This is a genomic window from Trichococcus sp. TS_SC_9, from assembly GCF_056156325.1.
The window spans coordinates 1,399,566-1,414,132 of sequence record NZ_CM149591.1 but is presented as its reverse complement, the minus strand read 5'-3'; the positions used below and the strand labels follow the sequence as shown (position 1 = coordinate 1,414,132).

Below are 14,567 nucleotides of genomic sequence, written 5' to 3'. Positions count from 1 at the left end.
AGTGCGGATCATGCTGCTGAAAAATGTCATCAAAACCTTGCGAAAAAAATGGATGCAGCTGGTTGCCATCGGATTCATCATCATCCTGAGCTCCGCCACCTACACCATGATGTTCTATGGATTGAGCGGCATCGAAGAACCGACGGAAACATACCTGGCGGATCACAACCAGGAGGATTTTGCCGTTGAGATGCTGAACCGGGTCACGCTGGAAGAGGCGGCCTACCCAATCGCGGCGGCGCTGCTGTCCAGAGGCTTCTACTCGCTCAGCGACATAAAGAAAGTCGAGCCTGCCACCTTCTACAAGCTCATGGAAAACAGGATCGCCGAGTTTGAAGCGAGCTACCGCGATGTCAGCCTCGAATTGAGAGAATACAAAAACACGTCCTACACTTACCAAGGGCAGTCCCATAAAGCGCTCCTCGTAAAGGATGGCGAAAAAATCAATCTTTCCTATATGGAGGAAGGCCGCAAACCCTCAGCTGATTATGAAGTCGCTGTCACCAAAGTCTATGCCGACAAGAACGGCCTCACCATCGGGGACGCCCTCATCATCAAAAACAAAAGCTACCGAGTGACGGGCTTTGTGCTTTTCCCGGACTACACCCTTCCTATGTTCGATGAAACCTTCAACTTGGATACCGGGCTGCAGACGCTGCTGCTCATGTCTGATAAAGAATACGAGAACTTCGACGACAAGGAGAGTTTCCGTTTAGCCGGCATGAACCTGACCGAGGAGAGCATAGACACCGCCTACGACAAAGATGCGTTGCCTTTCGTAAGCCAGATTACGGATACGCAGACCAGCATGAGGAGCGGGGCCATCTATGATGAACTCACCCAAGGAAAAGTCATGGCTTTGGGACTCAGTGTCTTCATCGCGGCCATCGCCGTCATCATCGTATCGATCCTGATCTACAACCTGCTACATGCCGAAAGAGGCCAGATTGGCATCCTCAAGGCACTCGGCTACCGCCGTTCGGAAATAGCCCGGCCCTATTTCGTCGCGATGATGGTCTTCGCCGCCCTTATGCTGATCCTTGGCTACTTCATCGGATCGCTCTTTTCCGAGCCATTGAAAAAATTGTATCTGGATTTCTATCTCCTGCCCCAAGTCAAAATTTCCCAGAGCTTCACCGTCTTCGCCACTGCGATCCTTGTCCCGCTACTGTTCTTTTCCTTGGTTTCCGGGATCATCATCTACCGCATCCTCGGAGAGAATGCCCTGGAACTGCTGAAGCCGCATGAAGGCAAGTCGATCAACCGGATCGGCAGGTACCTCAGCCGGGTCCTTTCGAAGGCGAAAGGCAGCACTAAATTCAAATATCTGCACGCCATCAAGAGCACCGGTAGTTTCTTCATTTTCTTTCTGGGCATCATGTTCTCGACGATCCTGATGAGCTTTTCCTTCATGATGGGCGGCATGGTCGATCGGATGACGGTCGACTACCTGAATAAGGTCGACTACGAATATGAAGCCTATCTCGATGTCACGCAAAGGCTGCCCGAAACGCGGCCCGGCGACGAAAAATTCCTGATTTATCCCTTTGCTTCCCTCGACGGCAACGTTGTATCGCTGCAAGGTCTGTCTTCCCGCAACAAACTTTACAGCCTGTATGATGAGGAAGGCAATGACATAACCGTAAATATCCAGAACGGCGCCGTGATCACAAAACGGCTCAGCATCAAGCTCGGTGTCGTAGAAGGCGATACCATCCGCCTGGAAGTGAACGACGACACTTTCCCCTTTCTTGTCAAAGGCGTGACTGATGAATACATTTCCGACAAGGTGTACCTGAACATCGAAAAGCTCAGCAATATATTGTCGGAAAACAGCACTTCGCGCCTGTACAGCGGCATCTATTCGCTCAAAAAGCCGCCCGATGCCTACTACAGCACGATCAGCAGCAAGTCGGGACTCATCGAACAATCGAAGGCAATGTCCAACTACACGCAGTTCATCTCGAACGTCATGATCGGTGGATCCGCAATCATTGCAGCAAGCATCCTGTTCGTACTCACTTCCTTTACCGTAGAAAAAAATTACTATGTGATTTCGTTGCTCAAAGTGATGGGCTACAAACGCCGGGAAGTCAATGCGATGATTTTGAACAGCTATTTTTTTTATGCCTTGATTTCCTATCTGATCAGCATTCCCATTGCCTTGGGTATACTGAACCTGATGATGCGGTTCTTCACGGAGGAATACGGCGTCATCCTGCCGCTGCAGTACAGACCGATTTTCCTGCTGCAGACATTGTTTATCCTGGTCCTCATCTTCTTCGTCGGCACCTACATAAGCAGGCGAAAAATCGCCAAAATCCCACTTCAGGAAGTACTCAAATCCTATCAGGAATAAGCTTATCGGGAAGCTTTTTGTTAGTTAGCCGCTGACTTCTATAGTAAAATATAAAAACTGGACGACCTCGTATAAATATTCATTCGGGAAGTGATACTATGGAAAAGAAAAAGAGAAAGAAGTTCATCAGCCTTGCACTGATTGGCAGCATGATGACAGGGGCGGTCACGCTCGGCCTCCTCACAAAGAACGGAAAAATCGAACGGTTAGCTTTCGCTGAAGAAACGAACACGGAAGCCAGCCTCGGTTCATTTAAGTCGTTGAAAGACGAATTGTCCAAACACCCTGAGCTGTACCAAGCGGTTTTTGAAGAGCATGGTGTCGACCCGGAAGAAAATACTTATGTCATCCCCGGTATGGATGAAACATTGACGCTCCATCATGAACACGAAGAAACGGACATCTGCACCACTATGACGCCGCAAGGGTTGGCCGTGAATCAAGATTACCTGTTCATTTCGGCCTATTGCTACACCAAAAAGCACAATTCCGTCATCTATGTGTTGGACAAAAAAAGCGGATCCTTCATCAAGGAAATCGTCCTGGATGGCATCCCGCATTTAGGCGGCCTCGCCTTTGACAACAACCATGAGTTGCTCTGGGTCACCTCGGAAAAAGGCGACACCGCTCAAGTCATCACTCTGTCTTTGAAGGACATTGAAGCCTATGATTTCACGGATTCCGTTGAACCGATCGCATATACCGATAGCATCAACCTGCCCGACATCAAGCGTGCTTCAACCATCACGATCCACGGCGATGATCTCTACGTGGCGCATTTCGATGACGAAGAGACGAGTGTTATGCACCGCTATCTGATCTCCACAACAGAAAACGACAACGGAGAGAAAGTCCATGCGCTGGATACCGGAAAAAGCACGGAAGAAGCTTCTCCTGACGATGTCGATAAAATAGGCAAAGAGATCCAAGGACTGGCTTTTCATCAGGAAAAGCTGATGCTGTCACGCTCTTCCGGCAGAAAGCATGACTCAACCCTGCTTTCCTTCAACCGGCTGGAGGAAGACGAGAATTTCACGGACAGGAATACCAGCACCGAAATCATCATGCCCTCCTACATGGAACAGGTCGTCGTGGATGGAAAGCACCTATACATCCTCTTCGAATCCGGGGCGTATCCTTATCGCGACCACGGCAATCCGAGCATCGATCGCGTGCTGCGGATGAATATCGATAATCTTTTCGCAGAGTGACACTCACTTTTACGTGTGCGCTTGAAATGTTGTTTTCCATAAAAAATGGCTATCAACAACAGGCGCATACGCTCGTTGTTGATAGCCATTTTTTATATTGGTTGAACAAGAAACGTCATAAAATTTCTTGATTCACTCTTCAGCAGAAGTCAGTTCAATACGTTGATCGCCCTCCAACAATTCCCTTACGATTTTCATGTAGCGCTTGGAGATCGTGCTGAGCGGCCGCACTTTCGAATAGATGAAACCAATGGTGTTTTTTTGATCGACATCCATCGGTACCACGACAATATGATCCTGCGTATTCGATTTCAAGAGACCTGAACCGACCAAGTATCCATTCGTCACTGACAACAGATTTAATACGGTCGCACGGTCGCTTGCACTGATCCGCTGGGCATTTTGGTCGACTTGGATCGACTCTTCCATCAGTTGCAGTGTGCTATTTTTACTTTGATCGAATGAAATGACGGGGTACGGATGGAGCTCCTCCTGCGTAATTCTCTCCTGCTTCGCCAACGGATGGAACTCGCTGAGGAATACATGCGGCTGGAACGCGATCAGCGGATCGAATTTCAGGTCAAAAGCGTCGAGATGCTGCCTGATGACTTTCCCATTGAAGTCGTTCAGATAGATGAAGCCGACTTCGCTGACGGCATCCCGCACGTCTTCCATCACTTTCGATGTACTCGTCTCCAGGAAACGGAAATTCAGCGATTCTTCCTTTTTTTCCGAAACCAGTCGGGCAAAACCTTCCGAAGCAAAATCATAGTGCTGACTGGAAACCGAAAACAGTCTCCTGTTTTCGGTCGCATACAGATAACGGTAATCCAATTGGTCCGCTTGGGCTACGATCTGATCGGCGAATTCCAAAAGCATAGCCCCTTCTTTGGTTATTTCAATCCCTTTTTTGGAACGCTCGAAAATCTGAATGCCATATTCTTCCTCCAGATCTTTGATGCTTGACGACAGACTGGATTGCGCCATATATAATTGCCTCGCGGCCTCCCGAAAAGTGCCGTATTTCGCCACAGTTATGACATATCGCAATTGTTGCAGATTCATTATTTTGCCACCCCGCTCTATTTTCCGATGGGTTCCCATCATTTCCACAAAAAAAGTGCATGCGCGTCAACAAAACACACATGCACGAGTATTCATCATCATTTCAGCGCTTCACTTGGATGCGGATGCACAATCTGCCCCATAATCCCCTTTACAGAGCGGGCAAAAACGCCCGGTTGTGGAGATCAAAAGATGATAAGAATATTCCTGCATGTTTCTTACCTCCGCACATACAACACATCATCTTCTGCATGGTTCTGCCTCCCCTTCTTTTCCTAATCGCTTTCTAATAAGATAGCGATTTTCCCGGCATCTGTCAATCATTTTCACTTTTTATGCCTCATATGAATTTTCCGGTCACCGAATTCGGGTTTTTCCGGAGGTCGGATGGCGTTCCTTCCGCAATGATTCTACCACCGTCATCTCCGCCCCCCGGACCAAGGTCGATGATCCAATCCGCGGCTCCGATGATTTGCTGATTGTGTTCCACAACGACCACCGTGCTGCCGGAATCGACCATCCGATCCAATAATTCCAGGAACTTCTCGACATCGAGCGGATGCAGGCCGGTAGTCGGTTCATCAATCAGATACAGATTCTTTTTCCCCTGATTTGCCAAGAGTTCCACGGCCAACTTGAGCCGTTGCGCTTCGCCGCCCGATAAAGTCGTTGTCGTCTGGCCGAGCTCAAGGTACCCGAGACCGACATCCTGCAGCAGCTTCAGGATGGCACTGATTTTTGGGGAATCCGCAAACAATTCCGCGCCTTCCTCGACAGACATTCCCAGCACAGCGGTGATCGAATACCCTCGGTAGGTCACGGACAAAACTTCGTCCTTGAAGCGTCTGCCCGAACAGACAGGACAAGGAACTTCCTGATCTTCAAAAAACAACAGGTTGTTTGTGACGACGCCCAAGCCTTCGCAGTAATCGCAGCGTCCCCCTTTCACATTGAAGGAAAAATAATTGGCTGTCATCCCTTTTTCAACGGCCGTCTGCTGCCGGCCGAAGATTTTCCGGATTTCCGTATAGGCATCAGAGTAGGTCGCGACATTCGAACGTTTCATTCGGGTGAGGGGTGCCTGTTCCACGATGACTATCCGGTCGAATGAGCCAGTCCCGCTCACCTGATTCAAATTCTGCGATTTTTCCGTGTCCCCTTTCGCCAGCACATCGAAAACGAGCGTCGATTTCCCGGAACCCGATACACCGGTGACACAAATGAGGCTGCCGACGGGGAAACGGACTGTCAGATTCCGGAGGTTATGCTTGTCCGCTTGCCTCACCTCGATGAATGCACCCGATCCTTTACGGAAAATTTCGCGCGGTTCCGGCTTGCTGTTCAGATAGGCACCGGTGACGGATGTCGCTTGTCCCTTGATTTGCTGCAGCGTTCCTGACCCGATGACTTCGCCCCCGTATTTCCCCGCTCCCGGACCGATATCGATGAGGTAGTCCGCGGCTTCCATGACGGCTGTGTCATGTTCGATGACGAGCACCGTATTCCCTTTATCCCTCAGAGACCGCAGCACAGTCAGGAGCCCTTCTGTATCTTTTGGATGCAGACTGATTGTCGGTTCATCCAGGATGTAGATGACACCCGTCAGATCCGAATCGAGGACCGCCGCCAAACGCAGCCGTTGCGCTTCCCCTCCCGAAAGCGTCATCGTCTGCCTGTCGAGCGACAGGTAGCCCAATCCCAGCTTCAGGATCCGTTTCAGTTTGGTCTTCAAATCCGTCACATAGACCCCCGCCAACAGTTGTTCCGAATGCATCAGGTTTGCATCAAGTCCGCTGATCCAATCCATAAGCTCTTTCAATGATGACCCGGACAGTTCAGGCAAGCGCGTCCCGTTAACCGTCACGCTCCTACTCAGCTCGTTCAGCCGTTCCCCATGGCATTCCGGGCAGATGACAGATTCAAAATAGTTCTCCCGGAGTTTCGAAGCCCCTTTTTTTTCCGCCATTCTGCGCCAAAGGTTCGGCCCCCCCCCTTCAAAGCGGCCTTCCGCAACCGTTCGGGGCACCGGCACATCTGGGAACAGCCGATGCATTTCTTCACTCTCGGCCCCCTGCAGCAGCAGTACGTGCTGCGCCGGTATAAAGTCTTTCACTGGTGTATTTATCTTTAGCGGCATGCCGTAATGGTCACATGCAGCATAGAACGACTCCAGCTGATAATCCCGGTAACGTTTTTCCCAAAAAACGACTGCACCCTCTTCAAGTGAAAGTTCTTCATGGAGCACCCGCTTCTCATCGATCGTCAACGTTTCCCCCAAACCCTGGCAAGTTGCGCAAGCACCTTCTCGGGTATTGTAGGAAAAATGGGTGCGGGTCAGCTTCTCTATCCGCTGATCGCAGTGCGGGCAATACTGGAACACCCTGAAGTCATCGGCGCTCTTTTCGGTTTCCTCACGACAATCGGCCGAACTGATTTTCTTACCGCAAGCCGGGCAGTGTCTGGAACTTAGCTTCTCGAACAGCATTCGCAGATCGGTATAGATGTCCGTGACCGTCCCCACCGTCGAACGCGGATTTTTATTGTAGTCCTGTTGCTGAATTTGGATAGCGGGAGATACATTGCGGATCGCATCAATGTTCGGTTTGCGGATTCCTTGGTAGCCGATCGCTTCCAGATATTGGCGCTGGCATTCCTGATAGAGTACATCCATCGCCAGCGTCGTTTTCCCGGAACCGGATACCCCTGTAAGGACAATCCATTTATTCCGGGGCAAATCCACGGTGATGTTCTTCAGATTCCCTTCCTTTGCGCCGATGATGCTGATATGGTCCATGCATGCTCCCCGCTTCCTTTTGATTCTTCTGTTTCAATTATATGCCACTTGCTGCGTTTTTGTCCTGATTATGCGGGATGGATGCCCTGTTTTCTGTTATACTTCAAAAGAGACGACCGCGGCAATCAGGCGGCGAACAGAGTCAGGAGCGAACGATATGAAAAAAACAAACCAGCAAAGACCCATCAATAATAAACGCAATCGCCAGGACAAGGCGATAGAACCCCAAAAAAACCCATCCACCAAAGGGGTTACGCAATACCCAGTGACCGAACCAAGCGAATTGTTGCCCTTTTTGCTGCAGATCCTCAGCAAGCAAAGCCGCAATTCGGTCAAATCGATCCTTACCCGCGGACAAGTGACTGTCGACGGCAAGGCCATCACCAAACACAACCACCCATTGGAACCCGGACAGACTGTCGGCATTTTGGCAAATAAGGAAGCCATCAAAAAAACGTCCCTGTCCGGCCTCAAGATCCTGTTTGAGGACGAATCGATCATTGTGATCAATAAGGATGCCGGCCTGTTGTCGATGGCAACCGACGATCCAAAAGAACCGACCGCTTACCGCCAATTGAGCCACTACGTCAAAGAAGACAACAAAGCGAACCGGATATTTGTCGTGCATCGCCTGGACCGGGATACCTCCGGCGTCATGCTTTTCGCAAAATCCGAAGAGCTGAAAGAGAAGTTGCAAAATGGTTGGAAGGAACTCGTCAAAGAACGCATCTATACCGCTCTTGTCGAGGGCGAGATCAAGAATGAGTCCGGCACCATCTCCTCATGGCTGACCGAGAGCAAAGCCATGAAGGTCCATTCCAGTCCGAAAGACAACGGCGGCCAACATGCCGTGACCCATTACCGCAAGATCCGAGCAAACAAAGAATATTCGCTCTTGGAGGTGCAATTGGAGACCGGCCGGAAGAATCAGATCCGCGTCCACATGGAATCCTTGGGCCATCCGGTTGCCGGAGACAAGAAGTACGGTGCTCACACCAATCCCATGAAACGTTTGGGGCTGCACGCTACCACACTAGCATTCCTCCATCCTGCAACCGGCGAACTCGTCCGCTTCAGCGCGCCGGTGCCGAAAGCTTTCCTGTTGTATTCGAAATGACAAAAAACATGATTCCCCGCAAAGGCGAATCATGTTTTTTATTTATTGCGGACTCGATGCATCTGAAATAAATCGCCAAAAGCGGTTTGGCGGGCTAAAATACAGCCTATCCGCGGTAGCGCAGCGCCAAGCCTTTCAGGAAATTCCGTGCATAACGGTCGCCGCAAGGTTTGTAATTGCGGTGCCCTTCTTTGCGGAGGACCGCGCTCAATTCGCTTTTCGACACGGTGACGCCTGCCGATTCCAGGATTTCAAGCATATCTTCGTTTGTCAAAGTCAGCGCAATTTTTACTTTCTTCAGCAACATATTGTTGACGTTCCCATTGTTCAATAAAAATTCTGGCTTTGGTTCCGGTTCGCCGGGCTTCGCTTGCGGTTTGCCGCGTTGGGAAGTGATGAGTCCGTTCAAGAACGATTCCAGTGTCGCATTGTCGCAAGCCAGTTGATCGTCATCCGATGGAGCGGCAGCCCCAACAGCATTCGTTGCTTCATCCTTTTTTGGATTTTTGAGCATTTTCTGCACTGCTTCCTTCGTCAATTCAAGTCCGCCCAAGCGTAACACTTCGACCATATCCGCATCCTTGATGTCCAGCGCATAGCGCAAGCGGATCAATATATCATTGTTGTCCATAATTAGCCTCCAAATTTTCCTTTTCAATTATCCTTTTCCAGTATACCCTGTTGTCCTATGGAATGCATGCCTTATTCGTTTCTCTTTTTTTAAATTTCCCTCTTCACTTATCACGCAAATATGTTATAATCAAATATGCGAGCAGGTGATTCATCTGGTTATCGGTTCCTTAGCTCAGCGGGAGAGCACTACCTTGACATGGTAGGGGTCGCTGGTTCAATCCCAGTAGGGACCATCAAGATTCAGCACATAATAGTAAATAAAGGGGATGTCTCTTAAATAGAGGCATCCCCTTTTGCGCGTGGACATGGATAATTGGTCGATCTTCATCTTTTTCGTCCGGTGGCAGCTCAGGAAGATGAATAGTTTTCCGATATTCATCTTTTTTCGCACCCCAACATCCGAAACCATGAATACTTGGCCTTTATTCATGTTTCGTCCATCATTCGGCCGCTTCCGGAGCCTCGCTCATTGTTGCGTCCAAAAGATATTCACCTTTGCTGCTGTTCCCTTCGGTGGAGAAACGCGCATCGAGATCATTGAAATGCCACCATTCCGAAGCCAACGGTGTCAATCCGGCGTCCGTGCAGTAGCGCTGCAGGAGGATGGCTGCCTCATTCATCGTATCCGCCAAAGTGGCTTGGAGCCACGCGGTCGGCGAACTGGATTTTACCGGTCCGGTGAACGTAGCCGAAGCCATGCTCAATTCATGGATGGTTGTCGGCATCGTGTATTCCGTGTAGCCCGTAATGGCGGTCGCGGCATAGTCACCGACGAGGATTACCTGCTGTTCCGTTATTTTCGCAAGTGTGACATCGATGGCATAACCCATCTGATGATTCGAAACGTTTGTCGCGATGAACCAGTTGGCGTCCCAAGGATAGGTGTTGATACCCGCCATCACTTCCGGATCGGCCGCAGCCAGATTCGTCAAAGCATCCACCGTCATCTTCTGGGCGGAAAATGGACGATACCCTTCATAGATGACCAAGGAATTCCCTTCAGCCAAGGCGGCTTGTTGCGCTGAATTGATTTTCTTTGACATGCTGTAGAGCACCGGCACGATATCGGATACTTTGCCCAGACGCATATTGTATGCTTTCCCGTCATAAAGCGCCTGACCGGTTATGCCAGGGATCACTTTTCCGGAAGAAACGAACTTGGATGCGTACGTGTTGGTGTTGTTATAGATGATGGAAGGGATCACGTCCGGAAGGTTGATGAAACAATAAAGATGTTGCACCCAGCCTGACTCGGTTTCGGTCTGGACATACCACCAATCGCCCTCTTCCTCCACCACTTCAAAAACGGTTCCCGCTTCCAAAATCGCGATCGACTCGGACCCGGCATCAGCAGTCGCTTTCAGATCCATCAGTACCGAGGCATAGCCGGTCGCCCCGTTAACAGGAAGTTCCAGGTCCCCTTCATACACCAACGGCTCCGGCTCTTCCGGATGGACCACCGCTGTTTCCTCTTCATTCGAGGTTTCACCCGAACCCGCCTCTTCTGAAGTCACCGCTTCGACAGCCGAACTCGTCGAAGCGCTCTCCGACTCCTCCGTTTCTGTCTGTTCATTCGAGCCGGAGCAAGCGGACAGCACCGCACCCGTCAGGATGCCGATGAAAGCGTGGCGCCAATTTTTGTTGATTCTCATTTATATTCATTCCTCCATTACGCGGATACGATCATTTTCACCAGTTCCAACAGCAACAGATGGAACGGATAGAAAGCATAGAAGCCCCATTTCATCACATTGGATTTCTTTCCTTGACGGCCTTTGTAGAACAGCAGCAGTGGGATGGCCAGAAAAATGCCGACCTGGTAGGATTGCGTCCAACCGCTTTCGCTGATGGAAGGGATGATGTGGAACAGAATTCCTATGATGGCAAAGCTCAGCAGCTGTTTGTCGATTTGTCCCCTGAACAATCCGAAGAACAGGATCCATAAGACCGCTACATAATTCCAATCAGCCGGGACCGCCAACAGACAGCACAGCAAAACGATTGTTGATCTAAGCGGAAGAGACCAGTCCTCCCGTTTTGCCGCTGCCAATGCCACCAACCCGAGCGCCAAGCCCCAAATGACGCTTGTGGCTTGCCACCATGGGAGCCCAAAATACCAGACATACGGAAAATGCGAAACTGCGGCAAACAACATCAACCGCACGATATATTTTTTCAGATTGGATGTGTAATGGTACCCTTCCGCAATCATATAGCACATGATCGGTGCGGCAATCCGTCCTGCTATCCGCAGCGCCACGCCTTCAAGGCTGTCCTGCGACACAAATACCGCAAAGATATGATCGAAAAACATTGCGAATATGGCAAGGTTCTTCAATGTATAGGATGATAGGTCTTTTTGAATCTCGCTAATGCCTTGCATCGGAGTGCTCCTCACTGTACTTGGTTTCGCAGCGTTTGCTGTAAGCTGATCGACAGGCCTGTTTGCCTGTACTTTCCCATAGTATAGGCTTCCGGGAGTCCGCCAATCCCCGAAAAAAAGCAAGATATTTGCGGGAAAACTTACGCATCCCGAAATTGGGTGCGCTAACATTTGCAAAACGTATGCAAGAAGTCATTTCGGACCAAATTGGACCGCTCATTTTATGTCGGATTGGACGGTTTCATAGCTCTTTTCATTTGCTAAACTTATCAGCAATATACGAAACGATAAGGAGGACTTCCTGATGAGATACAAACCGAATTACGCCCCGGGTCCGACAGAGGTACGCGAAAATGTGCGTTTGGCCCGCGCAAAAAGAACCAACAACAGCGACTTTGACAAAACGTTCGTGCGCTATTACCGCGAGGTCAGCCAAAAAATGGGGCGAGTCATGGGCACCACGAATGAGGTCCTGCTGCTTGCCGGCGAAGGGATCTTGGCTCTCGAGGCCGCTTGTGCAAGTCTGACAGAACCCGGCGATCGTGTGCTCGTGCTGGACAACGGCATCTATGGCGAAGGCTTCAAGGATTTCGTCAGCATCTATGGCGGCGTACCGGTCGTCCTGAGTTTCGATCACCGCAGCGGCATCCCTACAAAAGCGGTCCGCGCCTATCTGGAGAAGGATTCCGATTTCAAATATGCCACCCTGGTCCATTGCGACACGCCGACATCGGTACTGAACAACGTGGCTGAGTTATGTCCTTTACTGAAGGAATATGACATTCTGACGGTGGTCGATTCCGTCGCAGGAATGGTCGGCGAGCCGATCAATGTGGATGAAAACAAAATCGATATCTGTTGCGGTGGAACGCAAAAAGCCATTTCGGCCCCGGTTGGACTGGCCATCGTTTCCGTCAGTGAAGACGCCCAAAAAGCGATGGACAACCGCAAAACGCCTATCGCTTCCTTTTATGCCAATCTGCAGGTCTTCAAAGGGTACGCGGAAAAAGAATACTTGCCTTACACGACTTCTGCGGGCGATGTTGCAGCGCTCGATGCCGCTTTGGACAACATCCTCGAGGAAGGCATCGAGACCGTTTTTGCACGCCATGACAGGATTGCTTCCGCAGTGCGCGAAGCCGTCCAAGCGTATGGATTGGAGCTGTTCCTTAACTCCAACCGTTCCAATACCGTCACCGCCATCCGGATACCGGAAGCGATCGGCGCCTTGCGCCTGCAGGAGCAAATCAGCGAAACCTACGATCTGCTTGTCGCTACTTCATTGGCACAATATGCAGATGTAATCCTGCGCGTCGGCCATATGGGCGAAAATGCCTTCTTCGACAAATTAGTTTATGTTTTGACCATCATCGACAACGGTCTGCGCGATCTCGGATTTGCGGGAAAAGGCGATTTGGCCCAGCTATTCATCGCAAGCTATAAAGAAAACAATTAGGAGGATCCACTATGCAAAAAGCACAAGGTTATTCAAACACACGCACTTATGATTTGGTTTTGACGGCAATCCTGATTGCCCTCGTATTCGTCGCTACGGTCTTCCTGAACATCAAATTGCCTATCACGGCAAACGGCGGATTGATCCACCTCGGCACTGCGATGCTCTTCCTCGCATCCATCTTATTCGGTCCGAAAAAAGGCGCCATCGCCGGAGCAGTCGGCATGGCCATCTTCGATTTGATGGCCGGCTGGGTGCTCTGGGCTCCCTTCACGCTAATTACCCGCGGCTTGCAAGGCTATCTGGTCGGAAAATTGGCATGGTCGAAGGGCCGCCAAGGGAACAGCTTTGCCATGAATCTTTTGGCCACGCTGCTTTCGGTTCCCATCATGCTGGTCGGTTATTATTTTTGCGAATGGATCCTTTACGGAAATGCCATCACACCGTTCGCCTCGATCCCCGGAAACCTCGTCCAGAACGCGGTCGGGATCGCCATTTCCTTGCCGTTGTCGGCAATCCTGAAAAAAATGAACATCACTGCAAGATAAGGAATTGAAAAGGAGTCGGGCATAAATCCTAATTGGATCTATGCCCGGCTCCTTATTTTATTGTAATGGGTAATGGCTATTTTGCGCTCAGGTCCGGTTGATGGATTCCGAACAGATTCCCTTCCGTATCGAAATAATAGCCTTGCCAAGCCATCCCGGCCAGCGCATTCTTCGGCATCGCGACTTTGCCGCCATGCTCCAGGATCAGCGCTTCGGTCGCATCGTAATCTTCTGTCCCCATTGTGCACACAAAAGCGTTCAACCCTTGATTTGCCACGGGCGGAGCACTTTGGCGCTGCATCAAAGCGCCGTTGACGCCGGGTTCGCTCGCATCCCCTGTGATCGCCCCGAAATACGGCATGCCCGCAAACGCGGTCCAATCTTCGAATGTCCATCCGAAAACCGCTCCGTAGAAAAGCTTAGCCCGTTCCATATCGTCCACATGAATCTCAAAATGAATGACTCTTCCCATAATCCGATGACCTCCTATTTTTCGAAAAACAGTTGCTGCGGATGGCTTTTGCAGCTTGCAATTGGCAGCGTCTTTCCGGCAAAAAAATAGTTATCTGTGTTGGTCGACGAGGATCGGATTGCCGTCGGGATCCACAATGACAAAACTGCCTGGCCCTTTAGTATCCGGGGCGGCTTCCGAAACAAAAGTGATGCCCTTTCCCCGCAATTCCTCCTGCAGCTGGCGGACGTCCTTGAACGGATTCACTTCTTCCGCGTCGCTGTTCCAACCGGGATTGAACGTCAACATGTTTTTCTCGAACATGCCTTGGAACAGCCCGATGATGCAATCTTCGTTCTTCATTATTAGCCAATTCTGGTCGATATCGCCTCCGAATATGCTAAAGCCCAATTTTTCGTAAAATGCCTTAGATGCATGTATGTCCTTGACCGTCAAACTGAGGGAAAATGCTCCGATACCCATGCTTATTCTCCATTCTGTTTTGGAATTTTTTCACTTCTGATCCGGATTGTTCTGAAGTACGTCTCTT

At 50.2% G+C, this 14,567-nt stretch carries 13 protein-coding genes and 1 tRNA gene; 6 read left to right on the top strand and 8 right to left on the bottom strand.

Features of this window, described 5'->3' with window-relative positions; all coding sequences use genetic code 11:
- Positions 1-10: 10 nt before the first annotated feature.
- Both AC0J5I_RS06890 and AC0J5I_RS06885 read left to right on the top strand, forming a co-directional pair.
- Positions 11-2,359, top strand: coding sequence for an ABC transporter permease (locus tag AC0J5I_RS06890; RefSeq protein ID WP_475305095.1), 2,349 nt, complete (start codon positions 11-13; stop codon positions 2,357-2,359).
- 98 nt (positions 2,360-2,457) lie between these two features.
- Positions 2,458-3,570, top strand: coding sequence for a YncE family protein (locus AC0J5I_RS06885; RefSeq protein ID WP_475305090.1), 1,113 nt, complete (start codon positions 2,458-2,460; stop codon positions 3,568-3,570).
- A 132-nt stretch (positions 3,571-3,702) separates the two neighbouring features.
- Here AC0J5I_RS06885 and AC0J5I_RS06880 read toward each other — a convergent pair whose 3' ends face one another.
- Together AC0J5I_RS06880 and AC0J5I_RS06875 are read right to left on the bottom strand one after the other, a co-directional pair.
- A complete protein-coding gene (locus tag AC0J5I_RS06880; RefSeq protein WP_107994735.1) occupies positions 3,703-4,635 on the bottom strand; it encodes a LysR family transcriptional regulator in 933 nt (310 codons plus the stop codon).
- Between the two features lie 340 nt (positions 4,636-4,975).
- The gene (locus AC0J5I_RS06875) at positions 4,976-7,429 is read right to left on the bottom strand and encodes an ATP-binding cassette domain-containing protein (RefSeq protein WP_475305083.1); all 2,454 of its coding nucleotides are present in this window, start codon (positions 7,427-7,429) and stop codon (positions 4,976-4,978) included.
- Between the two features lie 157 nt (positions 7,430-7,586).
- On the opposite strand from AC0J5I_RS06875, the gene AC0J5I_RS06870 reads away from it, so the two are divergent.
- Complete coding sequence (locus AC0J5I_RS06870) at positions 7,587-8,546, top strand: RluA family pseudouridine synthase (protein ID WP_107994733.1); 960 nt, start codon at positions 7,587-7,589, stop codon at positions 8,544-8,546.
- A gap of 106 nt (positions 8,547-8,652) precedes the next feature.
- Here the strand turns inward: AC0J5I_RS06870 and AC0J5I_RS06865 are convergent, their stop codons facing one another.
- Positions 8,653-9,177 carry a YehS family protein gene (locus AC0J5I_RS06865; protein WP_475305076.1) on the bottom strand — a complete coding sequence of 175 codons (525 nt, stop codon included), beginning with the start codon at positions 9,175-9,177 and terminating at the stop codon, positions 8,653-8,655.
- 163 nt (positions 9,178-9,340) lie between these two features.
- On the opposite strand from AC0J5I_RS06865, the gene AC0J5I_RS06860 reads away from it, so the two are divergent.
- Positions 9,341-9,412 (top strand) — tRNA-Val (locus AC0J5I_RS06860).
- Here AC0J5I_RS06860 and AC0J5I_RS06855 read toward each other — a convergent pair.
- Genes AC0J5I_RS06855 through AC0J5I_RS06845 form a run of 3 tightly spaced genes read right to left on the bottom strand, consistent with a single transcriptional unit; the run spans position 9,394 to position 11,562 of the window.
- The gene (locus AC0J5I_RS06855) at positions 9,394-9,609 is read right to left on the bottom strand and encodes a hypothetical protein (protein WP_475305071.1); all 216 of its coding nucleotides are present in this window, start codon (positions 9,607-9,609) and stop codon (positions 9,394-9,396) included. The two genes, AC0J5I_RS06860 and AC0J5I_RS06855, sit on opposite strands and share 19 nt — an antisense overlap.
- Positions 9,610-9,619: 10 nt before the next feature.
- Complete coding sequence (locus tag AC0J5I_RS06850) at positions 9,620-10,831, bottom strand: SH3 domain-containing protein (protein WP_475305067.1); 1,212 nt, start codon at positions 10,829-10,831, stop codon at positions 9,620-9,622.
- Positions 10,832-10,848: 17 nt separating this feature from the next.
- Positions 10,849-11,562, bottom strand: a complete 714-nt coding sequence (locus AC0J5I_RS06845; RefSeq protein ID WP_475305063.1) for a TraX family protein — start codon at positions 11,560-11,562, stop codon at positions 10,849-10,851.
- 304 nt (positions 11,563-11,866) lie between these two features.
- On the opposite strand from AC0J5I_RS06845, the gene AC0J5I_RS06840 reads away from it, so the two are divergent.
- Together AC0J5I_RS06840 and AC0J5I_RS06835 are read left to right on the top strand one after the other, a co-directional pair.
- Entirely contained in the window at positions 11,867-13,018 is a 1,152-nt protein-coding gene (locus tag AC0J5I_RS06840) for a pyridoxal-phosphate-dependent aminotransferase family protein (RefSeq protein WP_475305059.1), read from the top strand.
- Positions 13,019-13,029: 11 nt separating this feature from the next.
- A complete protein-coding gene (locus AC0J5I_RS06835) occupies positions 13,030-13,566 on the top strand; it encodes an ECF transporter S component (protein ID WP_475305054.1) in 537 nt (178 codons plus the stop codon).
- A gap of 76 nt (positions 13,567-13,642) precedes the next feature.
- On the opposite strand, the gene AC0J5I_RS06830 is transcribed toward AC0J5I_RS06835, so the two are convergent.
- A complete protein-coding gene (locus tag AC0J5I_RS06830) occupies positions 13,643-14,038 on the bottom strand; it encodes a VOC family protein (protein ID WP_475305050.1) in 396 nt (131 codons plus the stop codon).
- 90 nt (positions 14,039-14,128) lie between these two features.
- Positions 14,129-14,500 (bottom strand): VOC family protein, encoded by a 372-nt coding sequence (locus AC0J5I_RS06825; RefSeq protein WP_475305048.1) that lies wholly within the window; start codon positions 14,498-14,500, stop codon positions 14,129-14,131.
- Between the last annotated feature and the right edge of the window lie 67 nt (positions 14,501-14,567).

What these genes read in the sequence shown, in the direction of transcription:
- AC0J5I_RS06890 (WP_475305095.1), top strand. Translation starts at nt 11, where the DNA reads ATGCTGCTGAAAAATGTCATCAAAACCTTGCGAAAAAAATGGATGCAG.
- AC0J5I_RS06885 (WP_475305090.1), top strand. Translation starts at nt 2,458, where the DNA reads ATGGAAAAGAAAAAGAGAAAGAAGTTCATCAGCCTTGCACTGATTGGC.
- AC0J5I_RS06880 (WP_107994735.1), bottom strand. Translation starts at nt 4,635, where the DNA reads ATGAATCTGCAACAATTGCGATATGTCATAACTGTGGCGAAATACGGC.
- AC0J5I_RS06875 (WP_475305083.1), bottom strand. Translation starts at nt 7,429, where the DNA reads ATGGACCATATCAGCATCATCGGCGCAAAGGAAGGGAATCTGAAGAAC.
- AC0J5I_RS06870 (WP_107994733.1), top strand. Translation starts at nt 7,587, where the DNA reads ATGAAAAAAACAAACCAGCAAAGACCCATCAATAATAAACGCAATCGC.
- AC0J5I_RS06865 (WP_475305076.1), bottom strand. Translation starts at nt 9,177, where the DNA reads ATGGACAACAATGATATATTGATCCGCTTGCGCTATGCGCTGGACATC.
- AC0J5I_RS06855 (WP_475305071.1), bottom strand. Translation starts at nt 9,609, where the DNA reads ATGAATAAAGGCCAAGTATTCATGGTTTCGGATGTTGGGGTGCGAAAA.
- AC0J5I_RS06850 (WP_475305067.1), bottom strand. Translation starts at nt 10,831, where the DNA reads ATGAGAATCAACAAAAATTGGCGCCACGCTTTCATCGGCATCCTGACG.
- AC0J5I_RS06845 (WP_475305063.1), bottom strand. Translation starts at nt 11,562, where the DNA reads ATGCAAGGCATTAGCGAGATTCAAAAAGACCTATCATCCTATACATTG.
- AC0J5I_RS06840 (WP_475305059.1), top strand. Translation starts at nt 11,867, where the DNA reads ATGAGATACAAACCGAATTACGCCCCGGGTCCGACAGAGGTACGCGAA.
- AC0J5I_RS06835 (WP_475305054.1), top strand. Translation starts at nt 13,030, where the DNA reads ATGCAAAAAGCACAAGGTTATTCAAACACACGCACTTATGATTTGGTT.
- AC0J5I_RS06830 (WP_475305050.1), bottom strand. Translation starts at nt 14,038, where the DNA reads ATGGGAAGAGTCATTCATTTTGAGATTCATGTGGACGATATGGAACGG.
- AC0J5I_RS06825 (WP_475305048.1), bottom strand. Translation starts at nt 14,500, where the DNA reads ATGGGTATCGGAGCATTTTCCCTCAGTTTGACGGTCAAGGACATACAT.